The following is a 23,013-nucleotide window of genomic DNA, read 5'->3' on the forward strand; positions in this document are numbered from 1 at the left end:
GCGTGAGGGAAACGCCCGGTTACATTTCGAACCCGGAAGCTAAGCCTTACAGCGCCGATGGTACTGCAGGGGGGACCCTGTGGGAGAGTAGGACACCGCCGAACAAAAATTGAGAAAACCCCCGTGCCATTGGGCACGGGGGTTTTCTGCGTTTAGGGTCGGTGACATGCGCTATGACCTTGTCATCTTCGACAATGACGGTGTTCTCGTCGACAGCGAGCCGATTTCCAACCGGCTCCTGGCCGGCTATCTGACCGAGCTCGGGCATCCGACGTCGTACGAGGACTCCATCCGGGACTACATGGGGTCCGCCATGCACCGCGTCCATGACCTCGTCCAGGAGCGGACGGGGCAGCGGTTGCCGGACGACTTCGACGACGTCTTCCACGCGCGCGTGTTCGCCGCGTTCGAGCGGGAGTTGAAGCCCGTGAGCGGTGTCGTCGGCGTGCTGGAGAAGCTGGTCGCGGACGGGGTGCCGTACTGCGTGGCGTCTTCCGGGAGCCATGAGCGGATCCGGGTGGGGCATCGGACGACGGGGCTCGACCGGTGGTTCGAGGAGTCGCGGATCTTCAGTTCGCAGGACGTGGGGCGTGGGAAGCCGGCGCCGGATCTCTTCCTGTACGCGGCCGAGCGGATGGGCGTCGCCCCGGAGCGCTGTGTCGTCGTCGAGGACAGTCCGCTGGGCGTGCAGGCGGCCGTGACCGCCGGGATGGACGTGTACGGGTTCACCGCCATGACGCCCGCCGGGAAGCTGGGCCGGGCCACCCGACTCTTCTCCGACATGGGGGAGTTGGCTGACCTGCTGGTATGACCTCGGGCACCGCGGGCGTGCTGACAATTGTCATGCCGAGCCCTGGACGATCGTTTCTACTGCCGTGCCCGACCCCTCGGCGAAGCTGAGGGCATGACGACGCAGACGAGCAAGCCCAGGACCAGCAAGAAGAACACCTTCGGCCCGCTGATCGTGGACGTGGCGGTGCCTCTCGGGTCGTACTACCTGTTCAAGGACGGCTTCGGGACGAGCACCTTCGTGGCGCTCGCCTGGAGCAGTGTCGTACCGGCCGTGCGGACCCTGTGGAGCGTGGTCAAGGAGCGGAGCGCCAACGGGCTCGCCGCGCTCATTCTTCTCGTGAACGTCGTGTCGCTGCTGCTGAGTTTCGTCTCGGGCGACCCGCGGTTGATGCTCGCCAAGGACAGCGGGGTCAGCAGTGTCATCGGGATCGGCATCCTGGCCTCCGTCGTGCTGGGCCGGCCGATGATGACGGCCGGAATGAAGGCGTGGCTGGTGAAGGGCATCGTGGAGCGGGAGGCCGCCTGGGCGCGGCTGGTGAACGGGTCGGCGGCGTTCCGGCGGGCCGAGCGGGTCTTCTCCGTCGTGTGGGGCGTGGTGCTGCTCGGCGAGTGCGTGGTGCGGGTCGTGGGCGCGTACACCCTGTCCGTGGACACGATGGTGTGGCTCGGCTCGGTGATCATGGCCGTCGCGATGGGGCTGGGCTTCCTGGTCAGCGGGGCGCTGGCCGCCGGGCCCATGGCCCGGATGCTGATCGCCGAGACCAAGTCCGTGGAAACGGAACTCGTCGAGCCTGCCGGGACCCCGGTGGTCGCCGTCGTCGGGTGATCCCGGCATCGACCAAAGTTGAGGGAGATTCATCTTTGTCCGGATCTACCCACGAGTACCCCGGGGCCCTACGCTCGCCGCCATGACTGATGTGCTGCGGCGCGGTAGGGCCTCGTTGGCGTTCAGCTTCTTCGCCCAAGGCGCCGCCTTCGCCCTGCTCGTGACGCGCATCCCGGCCATCCAGGACCGGTACGGCGTCTCTGACGCGCTGTTGCCGGTCTTCCTCGCCGCCGTACCGATCCTCGCCGGTGTCGGCAGCGTGACGACGGAACAGCTGGTGAAGCGAATACGGCCCAGCCGGCTGCTGCGCTGGTCCCAGCCCGTGGTGCTGCTCGCGCTGCTCGGCGTGGGAGCGGGCGACGGCCTGGCCGAACTCGGCGTGGCACTCGCCGCCTTCGGGCTGGCCGTCGGCGCGCTGGACGCCTCGATGAACATGCTCGGGGTGAGCCTGCAGCGGTCGTACGGGCGCAGCATCATGCTCAGTTTCCACGCCGCGTACAGCCTGGGCGGGATCGTCGGGGCCTCGCTGGCCTGGGTGGGCGCGCACTGGCAGCTCGCACTGTGGGTGTCGTATCTGCCCGTGATGGCGGTGCTGCTGCCGGCGGCGCTGGTGGGGAGCCGGTGGTATGTCGACGGGAAACCCGCGCCCGTGGAGGAGCAGCAACGGAACGAGGGGTCGGGCGTCGTCTTCAAGCTGCTGCTGCCGCTATGTCTGGTGATGACGTTCGCGTACATCGGGGACTCGACCGTCTCCAACTGGAGCGCGAAGTATCTGAAGGACGTGCTGGGGAGTTCCGAGCAGCTGGCGACCGTGCCGTACAACGTGTACATGGTGACCACGCTGGTAGGGCGGGGGATGGGGGACTTCGGGGTGCGGCGGTTCGGGGCCGCGGCGGTCGTGCGGCTGGGGGCGCTGGTGGCGGCGGCCGGGTTCGCGGTGGTGGCGCTGGCGCCCGGGGCCTGGGTGGGGATGCTCGGGTTCACCCTGCTGGGGCTGGGGCTGTGCGTGCTCGTACCGCAGACTTTCGCGGCCGCGGGGCGGTTGTTCCCGGGGGCGTCGGACGCGGCGATCGCGCGGCTCAACATCTTCAACTATGTGGGTTTTCTGATCGGTTCGCCGTTGGTGGGGGCGCTCGGGGACGCCTGGAGTTATCGGTGGGCGATGCTTGTGCCGATGGTGTTGGTGCTGGTGACGTTGGTGTACGCCCGGTCGTTCGCCGCTCAACCGGACCGGTACGGTGGCGGGCATGAGCGGCCGCGCACAGCTGATGTGGGACGAGGCAGTAACGGGCTATGACTTCGGTCCGGACCATCCGATGGATCCGGTCCGGCTGGCGCTGACCCGGAGTCTGGTCGCGGCCTTCGGGCTCGACCGTGAGGTGGAGGTCGTCGCGGCGAAGCCGGCCGGGGACTCGACGCTGCGGCTGGTCCACCGGGAGGACTACATCGAGGCGGTCAAGGCCGCGTCGGCGGATCCGAGGTCGGCGCACGGGACGTACGGACTCGGCACGCTGGACGATCCGGCGTTCGCCGGGATGCACGAGGTGTCCGCGCTGATCGCGGGGCAGTCGGTGGGGGCGGCGGAGGCCGTGTGGCACGGGGACGCTCTGCACGCGGTGAACTTCGCGGGCGGTCTGCACCATGCGATGCCCGGGGGCGCGTCGGGGTTCTGCATCTACAACGACGCGGCGCTGGCCATCGCGCGGCTCCTTGAGCTGGGGGCCGAGCGGGTCGCCTATGTGGACGTCGACGTGCATCACGGGGACGGGGTGCAGGCGGCGTTCTGGGAGGATCCGCGGGTGCTGACGATCTCGCTGCACGAGCATCCTCGTACGCTGTTCCCGCAGACCGGGTGGCCGGAGGAGACCGGGGCCGAGTCCGCGGAGGGGTCGGCCGTGAATCTGGCGTTGCCGGCCGGGACCGGGGACTCGGGGTGGGTGCGGGCGTTTCATGCGGTGGTGCCGGAGCTGCTCGCGGAGTTTCGTCCGGATGTGCTGGTGACGCAGCACGGGGCCGATACGCACTTCGAGGATCCGCTGGCGCATCTCGCGGTGTCGCTCGATGCGCAGCGGGCGGTGCAGGTGGCGTGTCATGCGTTCGCGCATGAGTACGCCGGGGGGAAGTGGGTCGCGTTGGGTGGGGGTGGGTACGCGGTGGTGGATGTCGTGCCTCGGTCGTGGACGCATCTGGTGGGGATCGCTGCGGGGGCGCCGGTGGCGCCGGAGACTGTGATTCCCGAGGGGTGGAAGCAGGAGGTGTTCGCTCGTACGCGGCAGTTGGGGCCTGGGCGGATGACGGATGGGCGGTGGCCGGTGGGCTGGGCGGAGTGGGAGGCGGGGTACGACCCGGCTGATCGCTTGGACCAGGCGATTTTGGCTACGCGGCGGGCGGTGTTTCCGTTGCGGGGGTTGCTCGCGTAGGGAGTTTTTGGCGGGCTGGGGCTGGGCGAGGGCGGGTTTCGCTTGCCAGCGCTTGCGGGGTGCCTCCCCCACTCTCGGCTTCGCTCGAGCGGGGGAGGCACGACTGCCCGCAGCTGAAGCGGATGGGTGTTACGCCAACCGTGCCAACTTCGTCCGGTTCCGCTCCCAGCCCCACCCGCCGTCCGTCACCATCGCACCTGTGTTGAGCGTTGGGGCGCTTCGGGCGCATTTGATCGGTGCTCGGCTTGCTGGGGTTGTGGCCACCTCTCGGGAGGAGAGTCTGCGGAGTTATCGGCTTTTCGCCGCTCGTGATCCTCGCGTGTTGATCGGGATCGATCCTGAATGGACCTGGCGGCAGCGGGATTTGATCGAGTTGATGGCGGACAAGTGTGGGGTTTCGGCCGATCCCGCGGAGACCTCCGGGCATGATGTGATCGATCCGGAGCGGACGCTGGCCGCTCTGGACGCCTTCGCCGAGCGGATCGGTGCCGCTGTCCGTCGCGGCGCCCCCGTGCTTTTCGGCACCGGGCACCCCCAGCGGCTGCTCGGGTTCTACGCCGCGTTGGCCGACGCCCTGTCGGCGGCGGGGTGTGAGGTTCTCACCCCGGCGCAGGGTCGCTGTGTCGACATAACGACCCGGTTCGGTCTACGCACGTACAACATTGATTACGTACGACGGGTCGCGCTGGTCCGTGAACCGGGAGGTGAACGCCCCGGTTGTGAGCCCGGCGCACACACGCACTCACCGCTGCCGGTTCGTACCGTGCTCGCCGCGGCCGCCGAGGCCGGCGGGCTGTTGCCCGAGCTTGTCATCGGGGATCACGGCTGGGTCTGCGGAGCAGGTCAGCTGGGGTTCGAGGCCATTGGGCTGGCCGATACGGATGACCCCGCGCTCTTCGTGGGGGAGGCGGAGGGAGTGGTGTCCGTCGCCGTTCCGATTGATGACGCCGTGCGGTCCGATTGCTACCGCCCGCTTACCCACTACGTACTCAATCGAGCATGTCTGTCACAGTAGGCCGCCGATGGGTGCACCTCTTCCCCACTCGCATCACCCGCCCCTACATTGGGGAGTGAGCACGCAGCGACGAAGAGTCACCGGAAGGGGAAGCCGGTGGCCGTCGAGTGCGGAAGGTTCAGGTGTGTCATGGCTGCAGCTGGCGAGAGGCCTCTGAACGAGGTTCAGTTCCTTACCGTGGCGGAAGTCGCCTCGGTGATGCGAGTGTCGAAGATGACCGTGTACCGGCTGGTGCACAGCGGTCATCTGCCCGCGATCCGGGTGGGGCGGTCCTTCCGCGTCCCCGAGCAAGCGGTACACGAGTACCTCCGCGAGAGCTATGTGGGGGTGGAGACGGCCTGACGGTTGCTCCGGGAATTCACCCGGAGCACCTCGATTACGACCTCAGCGCTCGGGCGGGTAGGCTAGCCCCTCGTAGGTCGTATGGGCCCATGGCGCCCAGCACCGAGTGATGAGAAGTGAGCGAGGGTAGTCGTGGGCTCTGTAATCAAGAAGCGGCGCAAGCGGATGGCCAAGAAGAAGCACCGCAAGCTGCTCAAGCGCACGCGCGTTCAGCGTCGTAACAAGAAGTAGTACGACGCGACGAAGCGGAGCTTGTCCGTGGCCCCCCACCCCTGCGGTGGGGGGCCACGCGCATATTCCAATAGGGCTGTTTCCGGCACTCCGTGCATCGGGCGGTCATCACAGCGCAACATCAATTCGCTAAGTTGGCCCGCACAGGGGGATCGGAAGGAAGGCGCTGATCTTGGGCAAGGTCGTGCTCGTGACCGGTGTGGCCCGTCAACTGGGAGGCCGGTTCGTCCGGCGGATCCAGCGCGACCCACAGGTGGACCGGGTCGTCGCGGTGGACGCCGTGCGGCCCGAGCACCATCTGGGCGGGGCCGACTTCATCCAGGCCGACATCCGGCAGCCCACCATCGCGCGTGTGCTTGCCGAGAACGCCGTCGACACGGTCGTCCACATGGACGTGACCGGCATGGCGCTGGGCAGCGGCAGCCGGACCACGGTCAAGGAGACCAACGTCATCGGCACCATGCAGCTGCTGGGCGCCTGCCAGAAGTCGCCGACGGTGAAGCGGCTGGTGGTGAAGTCCAGTACGAACGTGTACGGGTCCGCGCCGCGCGATCCCGCCGTGTTCACCGAGACCACTCCGCCCAAGTCGCTGCCCAGCGGCGGCTTCGCGAAGGACGCGGTGGAGGTCGAGGGGTATGTGCGCGGCTTCGCGCGGCGGCGCCCCGACGTCGCCGTGTGCGTGCTGCGGTTCGCGAACATCCTGGGGCCGACCGCGGAGACGCCGCTGGCCTCGTACTTCTCGCTGCCGGTCCTGCCGACCGTGTTCGGCTACGACCCTCGGCTGCAGTTCGTGCACGAGGACGACGTCATCGAGGTGCTGCGGATCGCCTCGCACGAGCCGGAGCGAGGCACCCTCAACAGCGGCACCTTCAACATCGCCGGTGACGGTGTCCTGCTGCTCTCGCAGTGTTCCCGGCGCCTGGGTCGCCCCACGGTGCCGCTGCTGCTGCCGGCGGTCACCTGGGCCGGTTCTCTGGTCCGTACGCTGGGAGTGTCGGACTTCTCGCCCGAGCAGATCCGGCTGCTGACCCACGGCCGGGTGGTGTCGACGGACCAGATGCGCGAGACCCTTGGATTCAAGCCGAAGTTCACGACCGCGGAGACGTTCGCGGAGTTCGCGCGCAGCCGCGGCCCCGGGCTGCTGCCGCCGGAGGCCCTCGCGGGGGCCGTCGACCGGATCGCCGCGGTGTCCCTGCGGGGCAGCGGCCACCACCCGACGCAGAGCGCCAACTGAGGAGCGCAGCAACGATGGCGGACGCCAAGGTCATTCCGTTCGACGACGACCGGTCCCGCTCGGCCGCCGTGCAGCGGCCCGCGCGGCGCCGGAGCGCGGGGAGCCGGCGCGGGAGCGAGCCCGCGGCGGTGCGCGAAGTCCGTGAGGCCGGAGAGGTCCAGCCCCTCCCGGGGCGGTTCCCGACGCAGGATGATGTTTCCGTGACCCGTGAGGACCGTGAGGAACAGTCGCCGCGGCGGCCGCAGGACGGCGGCCTGGAGCGGCGCGTCGCGAGCGGTCTCGCCTTCCTGCGGCGGCGGCTGACCGGGGACTACGACGTCGACGACTTCGGCTACGACCAGGAGCTCACCGACCAGGTCCTGATGTCCCTGCTGCGACCGGTGTACGAGAAGTACTTCCGGGTCGAGGTGAAGGGCATCGAGAACATCCCGGCCGAGGGCGGAGCACTGATCGTCGCCAACCACTCCGGGACGCTGCCGCTGGACGGCCTGATGATGCAGGTCGCGGTGCACGACCACCACCCCGCGGGTCGGCATCTGCGGCTGCTCGCGGCCGACCTGGTCTTCGTGCTGCCCGTGGTCAACGAGCTCGCGCGGAAGCTGGGACACACCCTGGCGTGCGCGGAGGACGCCGAGCGGCTGCTCGGGGCGGGTGAGCTCGTCGGGGTGATGCCTGAGGGCTTCAAGGGCATCGGGAAGCCGTTCGGCGAGCGCTACAAGCTGCAACGTTTCGGCAGGGGCGGCTTCGTCTCGACGGCGCTGCGCAAGGGCACGCCGATCATCCCGTGCTCGATCGTCGGGGCGGAGGAGATCTACCCGATGATCGGCAACGCGAAGACGCTGGCCCGGGTGCTGGGCTTCCCGTACTTCCCGCTGACGCCGACCTTCCCGTGGCTGGGCCCGCTGGGCGCGGTCCCGCTGCCCACGAAGTGGACGATCCAGTTCGGCGAGCCGATCCCGACGGACGGCTATCCGCCGGAGGCGGCGGAGGACCCGATGCTGATGTTCAACCTGACGGACCAGGTACGGGAGCAGATCCAGCACACGCTCTACAAGCTGTTGGTGCAGCGGCGGTCGGTGTTCTTCTGAGGAGGACGTGCTTTCCGAGGCGGGCCGCCCGGAGGGCGCTGGGCCCCGGCCGCTCGGGGCCGCCGGACGGAGTCCGGCGCAGCTGATCGAAGCCTGCGAAGCAGTGCGAGAGCAGCAGGCAGGAGGGGCCATCTTGCCGGTGCAGCGGCGGTCGGTGTTCTTCTAGTGGCTGTACGGCTGTGGGGGCGCCCTTCGCAGGAAGGGCGCCCCCACAGCCGTAGCCGTACCGACTAGTTCGCGTGGTCGGTGTCGATGCCCAGGCCCGGCAGGAGGCCGGGGAGGAGCGGTGGGAGGGTGACGTCGGGTTCGGTGGTCGGGGTCTTGCCCGCGGACGGGGACGCCGTGTCGCTGCTCTTCGGCGGGTCGAACAGACCGCCCGTGTTGCCGCCGAGCAGGCCGTCGCCCGCGCTGCCCGTGGCCGAGCCGCTGGGGCTGCCGCTGTTCGACTGGCCGGGGGAGGCGCTGGTGCTGCTGGGCGCCGTCGACCGGTGGGTGCCGGACGTGCCGGTGGGCGCCGAGCCGGAGCCCTGCCGTGCGCCGCCGTCGGTCTGGGCCGGGGTCTGCGGGAGCAGCGACTGGAGCGGGGCGACCTCCTGGTCTATGGCGTCGAAGACGGACGAGACCTGGTCGCTCACGTCACCGAGCTGGACCGGCAGCTTGTCGCGCAGCTGGCCCCACACCTCGCGGTGGGACTGCGAGAACGTGGACAGGGCCTGGATGGGGCCCAGGGACCCGGGGTCGTGCTCGTACGCCTCGTGCAGCAGGCGGTGGCCCTCCGCGACATCGTGCTGCATGCCGGACAGGGTGCGGCGGATCTCGCCGATGGACTCGTGGTCGAGCCCGCCGCCGCGCCCGCGCTCCAACAGCCGCCGCGCCTCGCTCAGCCGGGTCGAGGCCTGGTCGAGATAGGTCTGGCCGCGTTCGTCGTCGCCGTCGCTCAGGTAGTTGAGCTTGAAGTCCTCGATGCCGCGCTTGAGGCCGTACAGCGAGTCGCCGGGCAGGGCGTCGGAACTCGCCGCGGCCACACCTCCGAAGGCACTGGCGGCCACGCCGACACTGAGCCCGCCGGCGGCGAGGCCCTTGGTCAGCCGGGACCGCGGTCTCAACTTCCCCAGCGGGCTCGCCCGGTGCGCTCCTTTGGCCCGGTGGGAACGCTGCTCGGGCACCGACGCGTTCGCCGCCCCACCCAACGTGCCCTCCAGCAGCATGGCCTCCATCGCGGCCACGAGCTGGGCCCGCTGGACGACCTTGACCTCCGGGTCGAGGCCTGGTCTGGGCAGCGCGCGGAGGCTCTCGGTCAGGGCCAACAGCTCGCCTCGCTCGGTCCGTTCCGCGCCGGCCGGGGGTGATTCCTCCGGCTGCTGGGCCGCCGTGTCCCGGTCGGATTGCTCCTCCAGGGCCTGGGCGAAGGCGTTCGCCCGCCGGTGTGCCGATACGTTCGCGATCACTGGCGGCACCTCCTCTCGTCATGACGGTCGACTCCCCAGGGGGTCCTGAGGGTTGCACGCCCACGAGCACTTCCACACGATCGAGCGATCAGGGTCGGCCAGGACGTGACCACAGGGAGCCTGTATCCCGCACAACGACTGGTGCGGCACTTGGGTTACGGACGCCCGATGGCCGGACCGGAAAGTCAACAACCCTTCACGGAGCGTGAGTTGGATGTAGCTGACAGTGGCGGCTTCAGCGCGCGTCGTCGGGCAGGAGCCGGGCGAGCGTGCGCACGGCCCGGTACTGCAAGGTCTTGATGGCGCCCTCGTTCTTGCCCATCACCCGGGCCGTCTCCGCGACGGACAGACCCTGCAGGAAGCGGAGCGTGACGCACTCCTGCTGCTGGGGGTTGAGTCGTCGTACGGCATCGAGGAGGGCGGCGTTGGAGAGGGACTCGAGGACGGAGTCCTCCGGGGAGCGCTCGACCTCGTTGGCGTCGAGCATCTCGCCGGTGGTGACTTCCAGCCGGAAGCGGCTCGACTTGAAGTGGTCGGCGACGAGGTTGCGGGCGATGGTGACCAGCCAGGCGCCGAAGTCGCGGCCCTGCCAGGTGAAGGTGCCGATGCGGCGCAGGGCGCGCAGGAACGTCTCGCTGGTGAGGTCCTCGGCGGTCGCCTTGCCGCCCACGCGGTAGTAGATGTAGCGGTACACGGTGTCGCTGTACTGGTCGTACAGGCGGCCGAAGGCCTCGGCCTCGCCGGCCTGGGCGCGCTCGACGAGGTCCATCATCCGGGCGCTGTCGCTGTCCGCGGCGGGGCGGCGGGTGGTGGTCGTGCCGGTGCCCGTCGCGCGTCCGCGTCTGCCGGCCACCCGGCCGTCGACCGATCGCCGCCCCTCGACGACGGCGCTGCGCGCCGGGCCCTGATCGATGCCGTCGGCGAGCGCATAGCACGGGCCTACGGGGGTAGTGGTGGCGAAGGCAGGGACGGCGTACGCGGTGGGGACGAAGCCGCGCAACAGGCTTTGGACCGTTGCGCGGAGCGTAGCCAGGCCCGAGGCGTCAACCCCGACGTGTGGGTACACGGGACTCCCAGAGGCAGAGCTTCCATCACGTGCAGTGCGGGACCTTTCACCCGTCGTGACGACGGAGGGGTACCGGTTTGCGTCTGAGGAGAATAACGCTTCGTGCAGGCACTGCTACGCCCAGTTGCTCAAATCATCGATTACGTCGCTTCCGTAACCGATTGACGCCTCATCAAGTGTCGGTGGGTGACCGGTTGTTGATCGGAACGGTGCGGGTTCCGTTTGAAAGGGGGGTGTGTTGGGCGGAGGGGCCGTGTGGGTGCGGCTTGGTTTCTGCGGCGGGTGCGGCGGCTGCCGCTGGGGCGGCACGGATGGGCGCCCCAGCGGCACGACTGCCTGAGTAGTCAGCGGCGGCGTCTGTGCAGGGCGATTGCCGCTGCCGTGCCGCCCGCTACCGCTCCTACGCCCGCCGCTGCCGGGATGCCGACCTTCGCTGCCTTGCGGCCCGTGCGGTAGTCGCGCAGGCGCCAGTCTTTTTCTCGGGCGTGTTTGCGGAGTTTCGTGTCGGGATTGATCGCGTAGGGGTGGCCGACCAGCGACAGCATCGGGATGTCGTTGTGGGAGTCGCTGTACGCGGCGCAGCGGGAGAGGTCCAGGCCCTCCGCCGCGGCCAGTGCGCGTACCGCCTCCGCCTTGGCCGGGCCGTGCAGCGGCTCGCCGACCAGTTTGCCCGTGTAGATGCCATCGACGGACTCGGCGACCGTGCCCAGCGCGCCGGTCAGGCCCAGGCGGCGGGCGATGACCTGGGCGATCTCCACCGGCGCCGCCGTGACCAGCCAGACCTTCTGGCCGGCGTCCAGGTGGGCCTGGGCCAGTGCCCGGGTGCCCGGCCACATGCGGTCGGCCATGTACTCGTCGTAGATCTCCTCGCCGATCGTCTCCAGTTCGGCGACGCGGTGACCCTTCACGATGGACAGGGCGGAGTCCCGTACGTCCTGCATGTGGTCGGGATCCTCTACCCCGGCCAGCCGGAACCAGGCCTGCTGCCAGGCGAACCTGGCCAGGTCGCGGGTCTCGAAGAACTTCCGTTTGTACAGGCCCCGGCCGAAGTGGAAGATGGCCGCGCCCTGCATCACGGTGTTGTCGAGGTCGAAGAAGGCGGCGGCCTTGTCGTCGCCGAGCACCGGGAACTCCGGTTCGTGGTCCGGGGAGTCCGGCGCGACCTCCTGCGAGGACTTGCGCGCGGCCTCCGCCGAGGCCTCGCCTGCCAACACGCTCCGCGCCGTGGCGGAGCGCCTACGGGGAGTGAGCCATCCGAGAGCGGCCATGGCTGGAGCATAGCCAGTCTGTTCAGCGCTTCCGGAGTCGTGAGGTTTGAACGCCGTGAACTCTCCGCGACCGGCCCGTTAAACAAGGGGGAGAATGGCCGACATGAGTCCCCTCTTCCGACGGAACGCAGCGGCCCCCCGGGACCGGCTCGTCACGCTCGTCCGCAAGCCCGGCTGTCATCTGTGTGATGACGCACAGCTCGTGGTGGAGCAGGTGTGCGGTGATCTCGGTGTGCCCTGGGAGTCGAAGGACATCACTCAGGACCGGCAACTGCACGACCAGTACTGGGAACAGATTCCGGTCGTACTGGTCGATGGTGAACAGCACACCTTCTGGCGTGTGAACGAACAGCGGCTGCGCAAGGCGCTGACCGACTAGTCCAAAGCGATCGGAAAGTCGCTTAGGATCGGCGGCGGCTTGGTCTTGGGGGCGAGATTCACTAGGAGTGTGAGCGGTTTTGCCCCCAGGAGAACAGGGCGTGACCCCGGTCACTTTGGCCGGGCAAAACGGACACCATCTTTGTGCACGCGTTCACAAAGACATAACCTGCATTCGACGGGGCGGTCTGGGTACGTGTGACCGCCCGCAGCCCCGCTCTACCCGCAGGAGCACCGTGGCAACTGGCCGAACTCACCGACCGGCGACCCGTAGCCGAGGGATTCCCGAGGCCACCGTCGCCAGGCTTCCGCTGTACCTTCGAGCGCTGACCGCACTGTCGGAGCGCTCGGTACCGACGGTCTCCTCGGAAGAGCTGGCCGCCGCCGCGGGGGTCAACTCCGCGAAGCTGCGCAAAGACTTCTCCTACCTCGGCTCCTACGGAACACGGGGCGTGGGGTACGACGTCGAGTATCTCGTGTACCAGATCTCCCGCGAACTGGGGCTCACCCAGGACTGGCCGGTCGTGATCGTCGGTATCGGTAACCTCGGCGCCGCGCTGGCCAATTACGGAGGGTTCGCCTCCCGTGGCTTCCGGGTGGCCGCGCTCATCGACGCCGACCCGGCGATGGCGGGCAAGCCCGTCGCCGGCATCCCCGTCCAGCACGCCGACCACCTCGAGAAGATCATCGAGGACAACGGCGTGTCCATCGGCGTGATCGCCACCCCTGCCGGTGCCGCCCAGCAGGTCTGCGAACGCCTTGTGGCCGCCGGGGTGACCTCCATCCTGAACTTCGCGCCGACCGTGCTGTCCGTCCCGGACGGCGTCGACGTGCGCAAGGTCGACCTCTCCATCGAGCTGCAGATCCTCGCCTTCCACGAGCAGCGCAAGGCCGGCGAGGAGGGCACTCCCGACGGGGCCGCCCCGGCCGCCGCCGCCCGCAAGGAGTCCACCGACCAGGGGCCCGACGGGGACGTACCCGCCGTGATGCCGGCATGAGTCTCCTCGTCGTCGGGCTGAGCCACCGCAGCGCCCCGGTCAGCGTCCTCGAGCGGGCCGCTCTGGCCACGGACGCACAGATCAAGCTGCTCCAGGACACGGTCGCCGCCGAACCGGCCGCCGAGGCCTCGGTGCTCGCCACCTGCAACCGCATCGAGCTGTACGCGGACGTGGACAAGTTCCACGCCGGCGTCGCCGAGCTGTCCACGCTGCTCGCCCAGCACAGCGGTGTCGGCCTGGACGAGCTCACCCCCTATCTGTACGTGCACTACGAGGACCGGGCCGTCCACCACCTCTTCTCGGTGGCCTGCGGGCTGGACTCGATGGTCGTCGGCGAGGGCCAGATCCTCGGCCAGATCAAGGACTCCCTGGCCAAGGCGCAGGACCTGCACACGGCCGGACGTCTCACGAACGACCTGTTCCAGCAGGCCCTGCGGGTCGGCAAGCGCGCCCACTCCGAGACCGGCATCGACCGCGCCGGACAGTCCCTGGTCACCTTCGGCTTGGAGCAGCTGGCCGCGGGCGCCGACGTACAGACCTGGGCCACGGGCAAGAAGGCGCTGGTCATCGGCGCCGGCTCGATGTCCTCGCTGGCCGCGGCCACGCTCGCGCGCGCGGGCGTCGCCGAGATCGTCGTCGCCAACCGCACCTACGAGCGCGCCGAGCGGCTCGCGCAGAACCTCACCGAGGGCGGCGAGACGCACGTGGTGGCCCGCGCGGTACCGATGGATGCGGTGCCGTTCGAGCTGACACGTGCCGACATCGCCGTCTCCTGCACCGGGGCGACGGGTCTGGTCCTCACGGCGGACGCGGTCGCGCAGGCCGTCGAGGGCCGTACCGGGGCCGCCGGCGCCGAGATCACGGCCGTACAGCCGGACGCACGTCAGGCGCAGCTGCGGCCCACCAGCATCGGCACCGAGGACGGCTGCCCGCTCGACCTCTCCGCCGTGCAGGGCACCGCCGGATTCTCCGTGCACGGCGAGGCCGCCGTCGCCGGGATGGGCGCCGCCGAGCTGGAGCAGCACGCGGCGTGGGTGGACAAGGGCGATGCCACCGGCCGCGACCGGCGTACGACCGGCGCCGCGACCGTGCTCGACCCGGCCGAGGACGCCGACGCCATCGCCGCGCTGGCTGCCACCGTCGCACTGGTCGGCCGCATCCCCGAGCGCCGCAGGCCCGAACCGGTCGCCGGGATCCCGCGCCCGGCCCCCGCGCTCTTCCTGCTCGACCTGGCCATGCCCCGCGACATCGACGCGGCCGTGCACCGGCTGGCCGGGGTGCGCCTGGTGGACATCGAGTCGCTCGCCCAGGCCTCCGCCGACGCTCCGATGGCGTCCGACGTCGACCAGGTCCGGCGTATCGTCTCTGACGAGGTCGCGGCCTTCGGGGCGGCACAGCGGGCGGCGCACATCACGCCGACCGTGGTCGCTCTGCGCACCATGGCCGCCGACGTCGTCGCGAACGAGATCTCCCGGCTCGACGGACGCCTGCCCGACCTCGACGAACGCCAGCGCGGCGAGATCCGGCAGGCCGTGCACCGCGTCGTCGACAAGCTGCTGCATGCGCCGACCGTACGGGTCAAGCAGCTCGCGGCCGAGCCCGGCGGCGCCGGGTACGCGGACGCGCTGCGCACCCTGTTCGACCTCGACCAGGAGACGGTGGCCGCCGTCTCCCGCGCCGAGAACAGCACAGACGACAAGGACCGACCGGCATGAGTAACAAGGCACTGAGACTGGGGACCAGGCGGAGCAGACTCGCCATGGCCCAGTCCGGGCAAGTGGCGGACGCCGTGAGCCAGGTGACCGGACGGCCCGTCGAGCTCGTCGAGATCACCACGTACGGCGACACCTCCCGCGAGCACCTCGCGCAGATCGGCGGCACCGGTGTGTTCGTCACGGCGCTGCGCGACGCGCTGCTTCGGGGCGAGGTCGACTTCGCGGTTCATTCGCTCAAGGACCTGCCGACCGCGCAGCCCGCTGACCTGGTGCTGGCCGCCTTCCCGGTGCGCGAGGACCCGCGCGACGTCATCGTGGCCCGCGACGCGCTGAAGTTCACCGACCTGCCCCGCGGGGCGCGCATAGGCACGGGTTCGCCGCGTCGCATGGCGCAGCTGAACGCGTACGCCCGCACCCACGGGCTGGACATGGAGACCGTCCCGATCCGGGGCAACGTCGACACCCGCATCGGGTACGTCCGCGACGGCGAGCTCGACGCGGTCGCACTGGCCGCCGCCGGACTCAACCGGATCGGCCGCATCGACGAAGTGACCGACTTCCTGTCGGTCGACACCGTTCTGCCCGCCCCCGGCCAGGGGGCACTGGCGATCGAGTGCGCCGCGGACAACGCAGCCCTCATCGCCGCGCTCGGCGAACTCGACGACCCGTTCACCCGGGCCGCCGTGACCGCCGAGCGGTCCCTGCTCGCCGCCCTGGAGGCCGGTTGCAGCGCCCCCGTGGGGGCGCTGGCCGACCTGCTGGCCGACGGGCAGATTGTCAAGGAAATGCGCCTGCGGGGCGTCGTCGGCACGACCGACGGTTCCCGCATGGTGCAGCTGTCCACCACCGGTCCCGTGCCCGAGACGTACGACGGGGCAATGGCGCTCGGTCGCGAACTCGCCACCGAGATGCTTGCCCAGGGCGCGGCCGGTCTGATGGGGGAGCGAGCACAGTGAGCCCCACCACTCTTCCCGCCGGCCTCGAACACGGGCACGTCACCTTCCTGGGTGCCGGACCCGGGGATCCGGGACTGCTGACTCTGCGCGCCGTGGAGGCGCTGGCGAACGCGGACGTTCTCGTCGCCGAGCACGACGTGCTCGACGTGATCCGCGCACATGCCAGACAGGGCGTCGCCGTCCTGCGTACGGACGCGGATCCTTCCTCGGACACGTATCCGGGCACGGGCACGCCTCAACTCACGGTTGTTGACGGCGCGTCAACAACCGCTGCTGTCCCGTCCGTGCGGGATGCGGCTCATCTTGTCATGGAGGCCGCGCGGGGCGGCAGGCGGGTCGTCCGTGCGGTGACCGGGGACCCCGGGCTCGACGGGTACGCCGCCGAGGAGATGCTGGCGTGCGCCGCCGCCGGGGTGCCCTTCGAGGTGGTCCCCGGCATCGCGACCGCGGTCGGCGTGCCCGCCTACGCGGGCGTTCCCCTGCGGGACGCACGGGGCGCGGACGTCCGGTTCGTCGACGCCCGTACGGCGTCCGAGCGGTGCTGGACGGAGGTGGGCGTCTCGGACGGCACGGTCGTCGTCTCGACGACGCTGGACTCCGTCGCGGCGGCCGCCGGTGAGCTGGTGGCCGCGGGCCGCAAGCCGGACACCCCGATGACCGTCACGGTCGCCGGTACGACGACCCGGCAGCGCACCTGGACCGCCACCCTCGGCACCATCGCGCAGACCCTGAAGCAGGCCAAGGTCCTGCCGTCCCCGGATGGCGGCCGCCCGGTGATAGCCGTGGTCGGTGAGCGTTCCTCCGCCGCCCAGCGCGACCAGCTGTCCTGGTTCGAGTCCAAGCCGCTGTTCGGCTGGAAGGTGCTCGTGCCGCGGACGAAGGAGCAGGCGGTGTCGCTCTCCGACCAGCTGCGGTCGTACGGGGCCGTGCCGTACGAGGTCCCGACGATCGCCGTCGAACCGCCGCGCACGCCCCAGCAGATGGAGCGCGCGGTCAAGGGCCTGGTGACGGGCCGCTACGAGTGGATCGCCTTCACCTCGGTCAACGCCGTCAAGGCGGTCCGGGAGAAGTTCGAGGAGTACGGCCTTGACGCTCGGGCTTTTGCGGGTATCAAGGTGGCTGCGGTGGGCGAGCAGACGGCGAAGGCCCTGATCGCCTTCGGGGTGAAGCCGGACCTGGTGCCGAGCGGGGAGCAGTCCGCCGCGGGCCTCCTCGATGACTGGCCGCCGTACGACCCGGTCTTCGACCCGATCGACCGCGTCTTCCTGCCGCGCGCCGACATCGCCACGGAGACGTTGGTCGCCGGGCTGATCGAGCTGGGCTGGGAGGTCGACGACGTCACCGCCTACCGGACGGTGCGCGCCTCGCCGCCGCCGGCCGAGACGCGGGAGGCGATCAAGGGCGGTGGCTTCGACGCCGTGCTCTTCACGTCCTCGTCGACCGTGCGGAACCTGGTGGGCATCGCCGGGAAGCCGCACAACGTGACGGTGATCGCGTGCATCGGTCCGGCCACGGCCAAGACGGCCGAGGAGCACGGGCTGCGGGTGGACGTGATGGCTCCCGAGCCGTCCGTGCTCAAGCTGGCGGAGGCGCTGGCCGACTTCGGCCTGAAGCGGCGGGCCTTGGCGCTGGAATCCGGTGACGCGGTGACCCGGCCGAGCGAACGGCGGCCGGGGGCGCGGAGGCGGCGTACGACGCCGTAGTCCGCGCGCCCGACCGACGGATCATCCGGTGACTACGCGGGCGTGCCGCCCGCGTAGTCGCTGCTGAACGTCGTCTCGATGGTCGAGGTCACCGACTGGGCCACGCCCGTTCCGGTGAGGATCAGGCCCAGCTCGCGGTTGTTGCTCAGCGAGTTGCTGCTGATGTTCATCGAGCCCGCCTCCACCTCCTGCGTGGACAGGCCGTAGTCGCCGACCATCGCCTTGGCGTGGATGTAGAAGCCGTTGGGGTCGGAGTAGCCGACGACCGTGCCGCCCGCGGCCTTGATGGCCGAGACCTGGCTCGCATAGCCGGCCGGGTCCTCCAGGACCACCCGTACCCGGACGCCCGCCTTCGCCCGCGCCACGATGGCGTTGACCACCGTGCTGTCGCTCAGCTCCAGTTCCTCGACGTCGAGCGTCTTGGTGGCGGAGTTGATGAAGGACACCAGGCGGTTGCGGGAGTCGGTCGGGGACCACAGGAGGTGGTCGCCGTCGGTCGGGGTGATCGAGGTGGCCGTGTAGTCGGCGTTGAAGACCTTCTCGATGGAGGCGACGTCCCGGGTGTCGTCGTCGAACACTCCGTAGTCACGGCTGGTCGTGTAGTACTGGGACGTCAGATTCCCGGTCAGGATCAGCGACTTGGTGGCGTCCACCGTGATGGTCTTCTGGTGGGTGTAGACGAAGGCGGACGAGGACCATACGACGCCCACGCCCGCGTTCTTCAGGGCCGTGTACGCCGAGTTGTTGGCGCTCTGGTGCTGGCGGTCGAGGATGACCCGGACCGTGACGCCCTTGTTCTTCAGGGCTATGAGGTCGTTGACGGCGGTGGTGTCCTCCAGCTCGTACATCGTCATGTCGAGCGTGCTGGTGGCCGAGTTGACGAAGTCGTAGATGGTGGGCTGGCTGCCGCTTCGGGAGAAGGCGAACGCGGTGTAGCTCGCGGCGTTCGCGGGGACGGCGGTGGCGACGACGGCGGTACCGGCCGCGAGAGCGACGCCGGCGCGGGCGAGGACCTTCCACATCATGCGTGACTCCTGGTGGGGGAGGGTGCGTGAGTGCGTGGGGGGTGGTGGCGGGTGCATGACACCACGCGCGTAGAACGCTGAGGAGGCGTGCGATTCCAGAGACGGCCAGGAGGGCGCAAAAACTTCGTATGTGGGTTCCGCCATGCCGTTCTTGGGGTCCTTCAGGGCCCGACAGGGCGTCGGCAAAGGCGGGGGCCGCGCGGGCGTAGCGTAGAAACCATGACGAAGTACGGATCTTTTCCCGGTACGCGTCCCCGGCGGCTGCGTACGTCCCCAGTCATGCGCCGCATGGTCGCCGAGACGCGGCTGCACCCCGCCGACCTCATCCTTCCGGCGTTCGTCCGCGAGGGTGTGAGCGAGCCCGTGCCGATCGCCGCCATGCCCGGCGTCGTACAGCACACGCGGGACAGCCTGAAGAAGGCGGCCGCGGAGGCCGTCGCGGCCGGGATCTCCGGGATCATGCTCTTCGGGGTGCCCGAGGAGTCCAAGAAGGACGCCGTCGGGACACCGGGCACCGATCCGGACGGGATCCTCCAGGTCGCCCTCCGTGACGTACGGGCCGAGGTCGGGGACGAGTTGCTCGTCATGTCCGACGTGTGCCTCGACGAGGCGACCGACCACGGGCACTGCGGCGTCCTCGATGAGCACGGCCGTGTCGACAACGACGCCACCCTCGAGCGGTACGCCGAGATGGCCCAGGTGCAGGCCGACGCAGGCGCCCATGTGGTCGGGCCCAGCGGGATGATGGACGGCCAGATCGGCGTCATCCGCGACGCACTGGACCAGATCGGCCGGGAGGACGTCGCCGTCCTCGCCTACACCGCGAAGTACTCCTCCGCCTTCTACGGCCCCTTCCGCGAGGCCATCGCCTCCTCCCTCAAGGGCGACCGGAAGACGTACCAGCAGGATCCGGCCAACTGGCGCGAGTCCATGCGTGAGTTGGCCCTCGACCTGGAGGAGGGCGCCGACATGGTGATGGTGAAGCCCGCCGGGCCCTACCTCGACATCCTCGCCCGCGTCGCCGACGCCGTGGACGTGCCGGTCGCCGCCTACCAGATCTCCGGCGAGTACTCGATGATCGAGGCCGCCGCCGAGAAGGGCTGGGTCGACCGCGACCGCGCGATCCTCGAGACCCTGACCGGCATCAAGCGGGCCGGCGCGCGCAACATCCTCACCTACTGGGCCACCGAGGTCGCGCAGCGGCTCCTGTGACGGGTCCCGGCCGACAGGCCTTTGTCGATGGGCGGTTGGTCACGGACAGAGATCGTTCCGGTACCGGCACGGTGGCGGTACGGCATCGATGCGCCTTCGTTTCGGCAACGGAACGAACTCGGTTCCGGGAACGACCGGGCACGTCTCCGGGAAGCGTCGGTGATCATCGGTGGGTCTGTCCGGAAAACGACGTTTGAAGGCGTCAGAGGCCGGATGGCTGGGGCCGATTGGAGCCATGCAAGGGGGATGACGAGTTCTCGTCGACGTATCTATCCTCTGCGCCTGGCCTGATCCGTTCCGGAGGGGTCTTCACAAGTACGTCGATCCCTGGGGGGACGCAATGAACTGGTTCATCGAGGCGCTCAAGAAGTACGCGGTGTTCAGCGGGCGCGCGCGCCGCAAGGAGTACTGGATGTTCGTACTCTTCTACGCCCTGCTGTACGTCGTGTTCCTGGGCGTGGGCGCCGCGATCAAGGTCCCGGCCATCGTCGCCGTCGTCGCGGTCGGGCTCCTGCTGCCGGCCTGGGGTGTGGCGGTGCGCCGTCTGCACGACACGGGCCGCAGCGGCTGGTGGCTCCTGATCGGGCTCATCCCGCTCGTCGGCGGCATCGTGCTGCTGGTCTTCTACTGCTCGGACAGCGTGCCCGGTGCGAACAAGTACGGCGCGAACCCGAAGGAGACCCCGGCGTTCGCCTGATCCCGCGCCTTTCTCAAGGGGCTGCCCGGACCGACGTCCGGGCGGCCCCTCGGCCGTTCAGGGCAAGACCGTGGTGTGCGCGGAGGAGGGCCCTTCGTCCCGTACGCCCTCACCGTCGTCGCACGCCGAGAGGGCGAGTGTGGCGACCAGAGCGAGGGCCAGGGCGGCGAACAGGCGGGTGGGGGCGGGGCGTTCGGACATGGGCGTCTCCTGATCATCCGCTCGACGTGACCCCAGCGTGCGAGACGGCCCACGCGACCCGCCAGCCCGCACGGGCGATTCGGGACACCGGAAGCCGGTCCACGGCTCTGAACTGCGGTTGTTCGGCGGCGTTTCCGCGGCTGGAACGCGTCCCGGGACGCAGTGGGCGTAAAGGCGTAAGCGCGCCGGGCCCCCCGATCCCCGTCCGGATCGCGGAATTACGGCTGTACCCGGCACGTACCTCCCTAGTCTGCGGACAGCAGACGAGCCGCAGCCGAAGGAGCCGTTGCCATGACCGTCACCGAGCCCGCGCCACCCGTCGCCCCCGTCCCGCCGCTAGCGGCACGGGCACGTACGGTCGGCGGCTCGCCCGTACGGGACATCCTGGCGGTCACCGCCCGCCCCGAGGTGATCAACTTCGCGGGCGGTCTGCCGGCGCCGGAGCTGTTCGACCGGGAGGGCATCGCGGCCGCGTTCCGTGAGGTGCTGGAGCGGGAATCGGCGCGAGCACTCCAGTACTCCACGACGGAGGGCGAGCCGACGCTGCGGACGGGCCTGGCCGCACGCATCACGGCACAGGGTCTGCCGACCGACGCCGACGACCTGCTGATCACCACCGGCTCGCAGCAGGCCCTGTCCCTCCTCGCCACCGCACTGCTCGACTCCGGGGACACCGTCCTCGTCGAAGACCCCTGCTATCTGGCGGCACTTCAGGTCTTCGGCCTCGCGGGCGCACGCGTACTGCCCGTGCCGGGTGACGCGGACGGCGTGGACCCGCAGGCCCTGGAGGACCTGGTCACGCGGGAACGCCCGAAACTCCTCTACCTGGTCCCCACCTTCCAGAACCCCACCGGCCGCACGATGCCGTCCACCCGCCGCGCGGCCGTGGCGTCGGTGGCGGCGCGCACCGGCGTCTGGCTCGTCGAGGACGACCCGTACGGCGAACTCCGCTACGAGGGCGAGCGCGTCCCGTGGATCGCCGCGCACCCGGGGGCCGAGGACCGTACCGTCCTGCTCGGCTCCTTCTCCAAGGTCATGGCCCCCGGCCTGCGCCTCGGCTGGCTGCGCGCGCCGACCGGGCTGCGGCGCGGGTGCGCGGTGGCCAAGCAGGCGGCGGACCTGCACACACCGACGCTGAACCAGCTTGCGGCGGCACGGTACCTGGACGTGTTGGACGCGCACGTGGCGAAGGTGCGCGCGGTCTACGGCGAGCGGCGGGACGCGATGCTCGCCGCGCTGCCCGGCTCCCTCCCGCCGGGCTCGACCTGGAACCGTCCCGAGGGCGGCATGTTCCTGTGGGCCAGGCTGCCGGAGACGTACGACACCACGGCCCTGCTCCCGAGGGTGGTGGAGCAGGACGTGGCGTACGTCCCCGGCGCGCCCTTCTATGCGGGCGAGCCCGACCGCTCGACCCTGCGCCTGTGCTTCGTGACGCAGACCCCGGAGGAGATCGGGGAGGGGCTGCGCAGACTGGGCAGGGGCCTCAGGGGCTGACCGGGGTGGATGGGCCTCAGTCCCACCAGAACTGCCAGACGCGCTCGCCGACGAGTTCCTTGGCGTAGTCGCGCAGCTTGCCGGAGCCGTTCTGGGTGACGTTGTCCGGGCAGAACGCGAAGTGCTCCGCCGCCAGGGCCTCGGCGTCGGCGAGAGTGGTGGGCGGGGCGGCCACGGAGACGACCAGGACGTCGAAGCCCAGGGCGACGACGCGCATGCCGAACCGGTCCTCCCACGACCGCATGACCGCGCACAGCCGGGCCACGTCGTTGTCGTGGTTGACCGGACCCGACCAGCCGATCGCGGCGGGTATGTCGGCGGAGCGACGAGCGGGGACGAGAGCCAGGCGCAGGTCCTTGAACCCCGAGTGACCCTCGGCGAGCGAGTCGGCGAGCTGGGCGGCGCAGGTGTCGGGGTCGACGGAGAGGGCGGCGGCGGGGGCGAGTCCCGGCCACTCGGGTCCGTACGGCGCGAGAAGCTCGGCGAGCTCGAAGTCGGCGGCGAAGGAGTCACCGCCTTCGCCGACCTCCTCCTCGGCTTCCTCGTCCTCCCAGTACTCCCAGTACTCGGCGAGTACGTCCTCGACGTCGTGGTCGCCGGGGTACGAGACGTCGCCGGGCATCAACTCCCAGTGCTCCGGCCCGCCTTGGGAGTCACCGGCGTCGACCAGGACGGGCAGCAGGCCGGCCCGCCCGGCGGGCACGCCCAGTGCGGCCCAGTTCCCGGACGAGGCCGACTTCTCGGCACACCACAGCAGGGGCTCCGGCCAGGGCCCGTCATCGGTAGCGTCGATCAGCCGCCCGGGCGGAAGCCGAAGCCCGAGAGAACGCCCACTTGGGTCGCCGGCCAGCTTGGGCAGCGGATTGGGAAGAGTCGCCATGCGGGTGACTGTAGGCGGAGGGAC

23 protein-coding genes and 1 rRNA gene are annotated in these 23,013 nt (G+C 70.0%); 18 read left to right on the forward strand and 6 right to left on the reverse strand.

The features are described 5' to 3' along the window. From rrf to ACFYXB_RS00050, 10 genes are all read left to right on the forward strand, one after another. Nucleotides 1–104 (forward strand): 5S ribosomal RNA (gene rrf, locus ACFYXB_RS00005); the annotation flags it as partial. Nucleotides 105–166: 62 nt separating this feature from the next. Further along, nucleotides 167–811 carry an HAD family hydrolase gene (locus ACFYXB_RS00010; protein ID WP_389576323.1) on the forward strand — a complete coding sequence of 215 codons (645 nt, stop codon included), beginning with the start codon at nucleotides 167–169 and terminating at the stop codon, nucleotides 809–811. Between the two features lie 93 nt (nucleotides 812–904). Beyond that, nucleotides 905–1,618: a VC0807 family protein gene (locus tag ACFYXB_RS00015; RefSeq protein WP_389576325.1), complete on the forward strand. Its 714-nt coding sequence runs from the start codon at nucleotides 905–907 to the stop codon at nucleotides 1,616–1,618. A gap of 82 nt (nucleotides 1,619–1,700) precedes the next feature. Then, entirely contained in the window at nucleotides 1,701–2,915 is a 1,215-nt protein-coding gene (locus tag ACFYXB_RS00020; protein WP_389576327.1) for an MFS transporter, read from the forward strand. Next, nucleotides 2,866–4,038, forward strand: a complete 1,173-nt coding sequence (locus ACFYXB_RS00025; protein WP_389576329.1) for an acetoin utilization protein AcuC — start codon at nucleotides 2,866–2,868, stop codon at nucleotides 4,036–4,038. Before ACFYXB_RS00020 ends, ACFYXB_RS00025 begins: the two co-directional genes overlap by 50 nt. Before the next feature lie 199 nt (nucleotides 4,039–4,237). Beyond that, a complete protein-coding gene (locus ACFYXB_RS00030) occupies nucleotides 4,238–5,053 on the forward strand; it encodes a phosphatase (protein WP_389576331.1) in 816 nt (271 codons plus the stop codon). 129 nt (nucleotides 5,054–5,182) lie between these two features. Further along, complete coding sequence (locus ACFYXB_RS00035; RefSeq protein WP_004984898.1) at nucleotides 5,183–5,395, forward strand: helix-turn-helix domain-containing protein; 213 nt, start codon at nucleotides 5,183–5,185, stop codon at nucleotides 5,393–5,395. Nucleotides 5,396–5,527: 132 nt separating this feature from the next. Beyond that, on the forward strand, nucleotides 5,528–5,626 hold the full coding sequence (locus ACFYXB_RS00040) for a 30S ribosomal protein bS22 (protein WP_003948845.1): 99 nt from the start codon (nucleotides 5,528–5,530) through the stop codon (nucleotides 5,624–5,626). A 172-nt stretch (nucleotides 5,627–5,798) separates the two neighbouring features. Beyond that, on the forward strand, nucleotides 5,799–6,860 hold the full coding sequence (locus tag ACFYXB_RS00045) for an NAD-dependent epimerase/dehydratase family protein (protein WP_389576333.1): 1,062 nt from the start codon (nucleotides 5,799–5,801) through the stop codon (nucleotides 6,858–6,860). A 14-nt stretch (nucleotides 6,861–6,874) separates the two neighbouring features. After that, a complete protein-coding gene (locus tag ACFYXB_RS00050) occupies nucleotides 6,875–7,948 on the forward strand; it encodes a lysophospholipid acyltransferase family protein (protein ID WP_389576335.1) in 1,074 nt (357 codons plus the stop codon). Between the two features lie 230 nt (nucleotides 7,949–8,178). Here ACFYXB_RS00050 and ACFYXB_RS00055 read toward each other — a convergent pair whose 3' ends face one another. The 3 genes from ACFYXB_RS00055 to ACFYXB_RS00065 form a co-directional block, all read right to left on the reverse strand. Further along, nucleotides 8,179–9,396 (reverse strand): DUF5667 domain-containing protein, encoded by a 1,218-nt coding sequence (locus ACFYXB_RS00055; RefSeq protein WP_389576337.1) that lies wholly within the window; start codon nucleotides 9,394–9,396, stop codon nucleotides 8,179–8,181. 235 nt (nucleotides 9,397–9,631) lie between these two features. Continuing rightward, a complete protein-coding gene (locus tag ACFYXB_RS00060; RefSeq protein WP_389576340.1) occupies nucleotides 9,632–10,462 on the reverse strand; it encodes an ECF subfamily RNA polymerase sigma factor, BldN family in 831 nt (276 codons plus the stop codon). A gap of 344 nt (nucleotides 10,463–10,806) precedes the next feature. After that, the gene (locus ACFYXB_RS00065; protein ID WP_351360050.1) at nucleotides 10,807–11,730 is read right to left on the reverse strand and encodes an HAD-IB family hydrolase; all 924 of its coding nucleotides are present in this window, start codon (nucleotides 11,728–11,730) and stop codon (nucleotides 10,807–10,809) included. A 94-nt stretch (nucleotides 11,731–11,824) separates the two neighbouring features. On the opposite strand from ACFYXB_RS00065, the gene ACFYXB_RS00070 reads away from it, so the two are divergent. The 5 genes from ACFYXB_RS00070 to ACFYXB_RS00090 all read left to right on the forward strand — a co-directional run bounded on the left by ACFYXB_RS00070 (nucleotide 11,825) and on the right by ACFYXB_RS00090 (nucleotide 17,480). Continuing rightward, nucleotides 11,825–12,109, forward strand: a complete 285-nt coding sequence (locus ACFYXB_RS00070; RefSeq protein ID WP_351360053.1) for a glutaredoxin family protein — start codon at nucleotides 11,825–11,827, stop codon at nucleotides 12,107–12,109. Nucleotides 12,110–12,344: 235 nt separating this feature from the next. Then, the gene (locus ACFYXB_RS00075; RefSeq protein ID WP_351360056.1) at nucleotides 12,345–13,106 is read left to right on the forward strand and encodes a redox-sensing transcriptional repressor Rex; all 762 of its coding nucleotides are present in this window, start codon (nucleotides 12,345–12,347) and stop codon (nucleotides 13,104–13,106) included. Beyond that, nucleotides 13,103–14,821, forward strand: coding sequence for a glutamyl-tRNA reductase (locus ACFYXB_RS00080; RefSeq protein WP_389576343.1), 1,719 nt, complete (start codon nucleotides 13,103–13,105; stop codon nucleotides 14,819–14,821). The genes ACFYXB_RS00075 and ACFYXB_RS00080 overlap by 4 nt, the downstream gene beginning before the upstream one ends. Further along, nucleotides 14,818–15,777, forward strand: coding sequence for a hydroxymethylbilane synthase (gene hemC / locus ACFYXB_RS00085; protein WP_389576345.1), 960 nt, complete (start codon nucleotides 14,818–14,820; stop codon nucleotides 15,775–15,777). The genes ACFYXB_RS00080 and hemC overlap by 4 nt, the downstream gene beginning before the upstream one ends. After that, a complete protein-coding gene (locus tag ACFYXB_RS00090) occupies nucleotides 15,774–17,480 on the forward strand; it encodes a uroporphyrinogen-III synthase (protein WP_389576348.1) in 1,707 nt (568 codons plus the stop codon). Before hemC ends, ACFYXB_RS00090 begins: the two co-directional genes overlap by 4 nt. A 32-nt stretch (nucleotides 17,481–17,512) precedes the next feature. Here ACFYXB_RS00090 and ACFYXB_RS00095 read toward each other — a convergent pair whose 3' ends face one another. Beyond that, nucleotides 17,513–18,505 carry a phospholipase D-like domain-containing protein gene (locus tag ACFYXB_RS00095; RefSeq protein ID WP_389576350.1) on the reverse strand — a complete coding sequence of 331 codons (993 nt, stop codon included), beginning with the start codon at nucleotides 18,503–18,505 and terminating at the stop codon, nucleotides 17,513–17,515. A gap of 219 nt (nucleotides 18,506–18,724) precedes the next feature. Between ACFYXB_RS00095 and hemB the strand changes: the two genes are divergently transcribed. Together hemB and ACFYXB_RS00105 are read left to right on the forward strand one after the other, a co-directional pair. After that, nucleotides 18,725–19,717: a porphobilinogen synthase gene (hemB, locus tag ACFYXB_RS00100; RefSeq protein WP_389576352.1), complete on the forward strand. Its 993-nt coding sequence runs from the start codon at nucleotides 18,725–18,727 to the stop codon at nucleotides 19,715–19,717. Between the two features lie 340 nt (nucleotides 19,718–20,057). Next, entirely contained in the window at nucleotides 20,058–20,414 is a 357-nt protein-coding gene (locus tag ACFYXB_RS00105) for a DUF805 domain-containing protein (RefSeq protein WP_389576354.1), read from the forward strand. A gap of 57 nt (nucleotides 20,415–20,471) precedes the next feature. Here the strand turns inward: ACFYXB_RS00105 and ACFYXB_RS00110 are convergent, their stop codons facing one another. Then, nucleotides 20,472–20,615, reverse strand: coding sequence for a hypothetical protein (locus ACFYXB_RS00110; RefSeq protein WP_389576356.1), 144 nt, complete (start codon nucleotides 20,613–20,615; stop codon nucleotides 20,472–20,474). 291 nt (nucleotides 20,616–20,906) lie between these two features. On the opposite strand from ACFYXB_RS00110, the gene ACFYXB_RS00115 reads away from it, so the two are divergent. After that, nucleotides 20,907–22,109, forward strand: coding sequence for a PLP-dependent aminotransferase family protein (locus ACFYXB_RS00115; RefSeq protein WP_389576358.1), 1,203 nt, complete (start codon nucleotides 20,907–20,909; stop codon nucleotides 22,107–22,109). Between the two features lie 16 nt (nucleotides 22,110–22,125). Here the strand turns inward: ACFYXB_RS00115 and ACFYXB_RS00120 are convergent, their stop codons facing one another. Next, on the reverse strand, nucleotides 22,126–22,989 hold the full coding sequence (locus ACFYXB_RS00120) for a DUF4253 domain-containing protein (protein WP_389576360.1): 864 nt from the start codon (nucleotides 22,987–22,989) through the stop codon (nucleotides 22,126–22,128). Nucleotides 22,990–23,013: the final 24 nt, after the last annotated feature.

This window comes from Streptomyces sp. NPDC002619 (assembly GCF_042889305.1).
Taxonomy (GTDB): domain Bacteria; phylum Actinomycetota; class Actinomycetes; order Streptomycetales; family Streptomycetaceae; genus Streptomyces.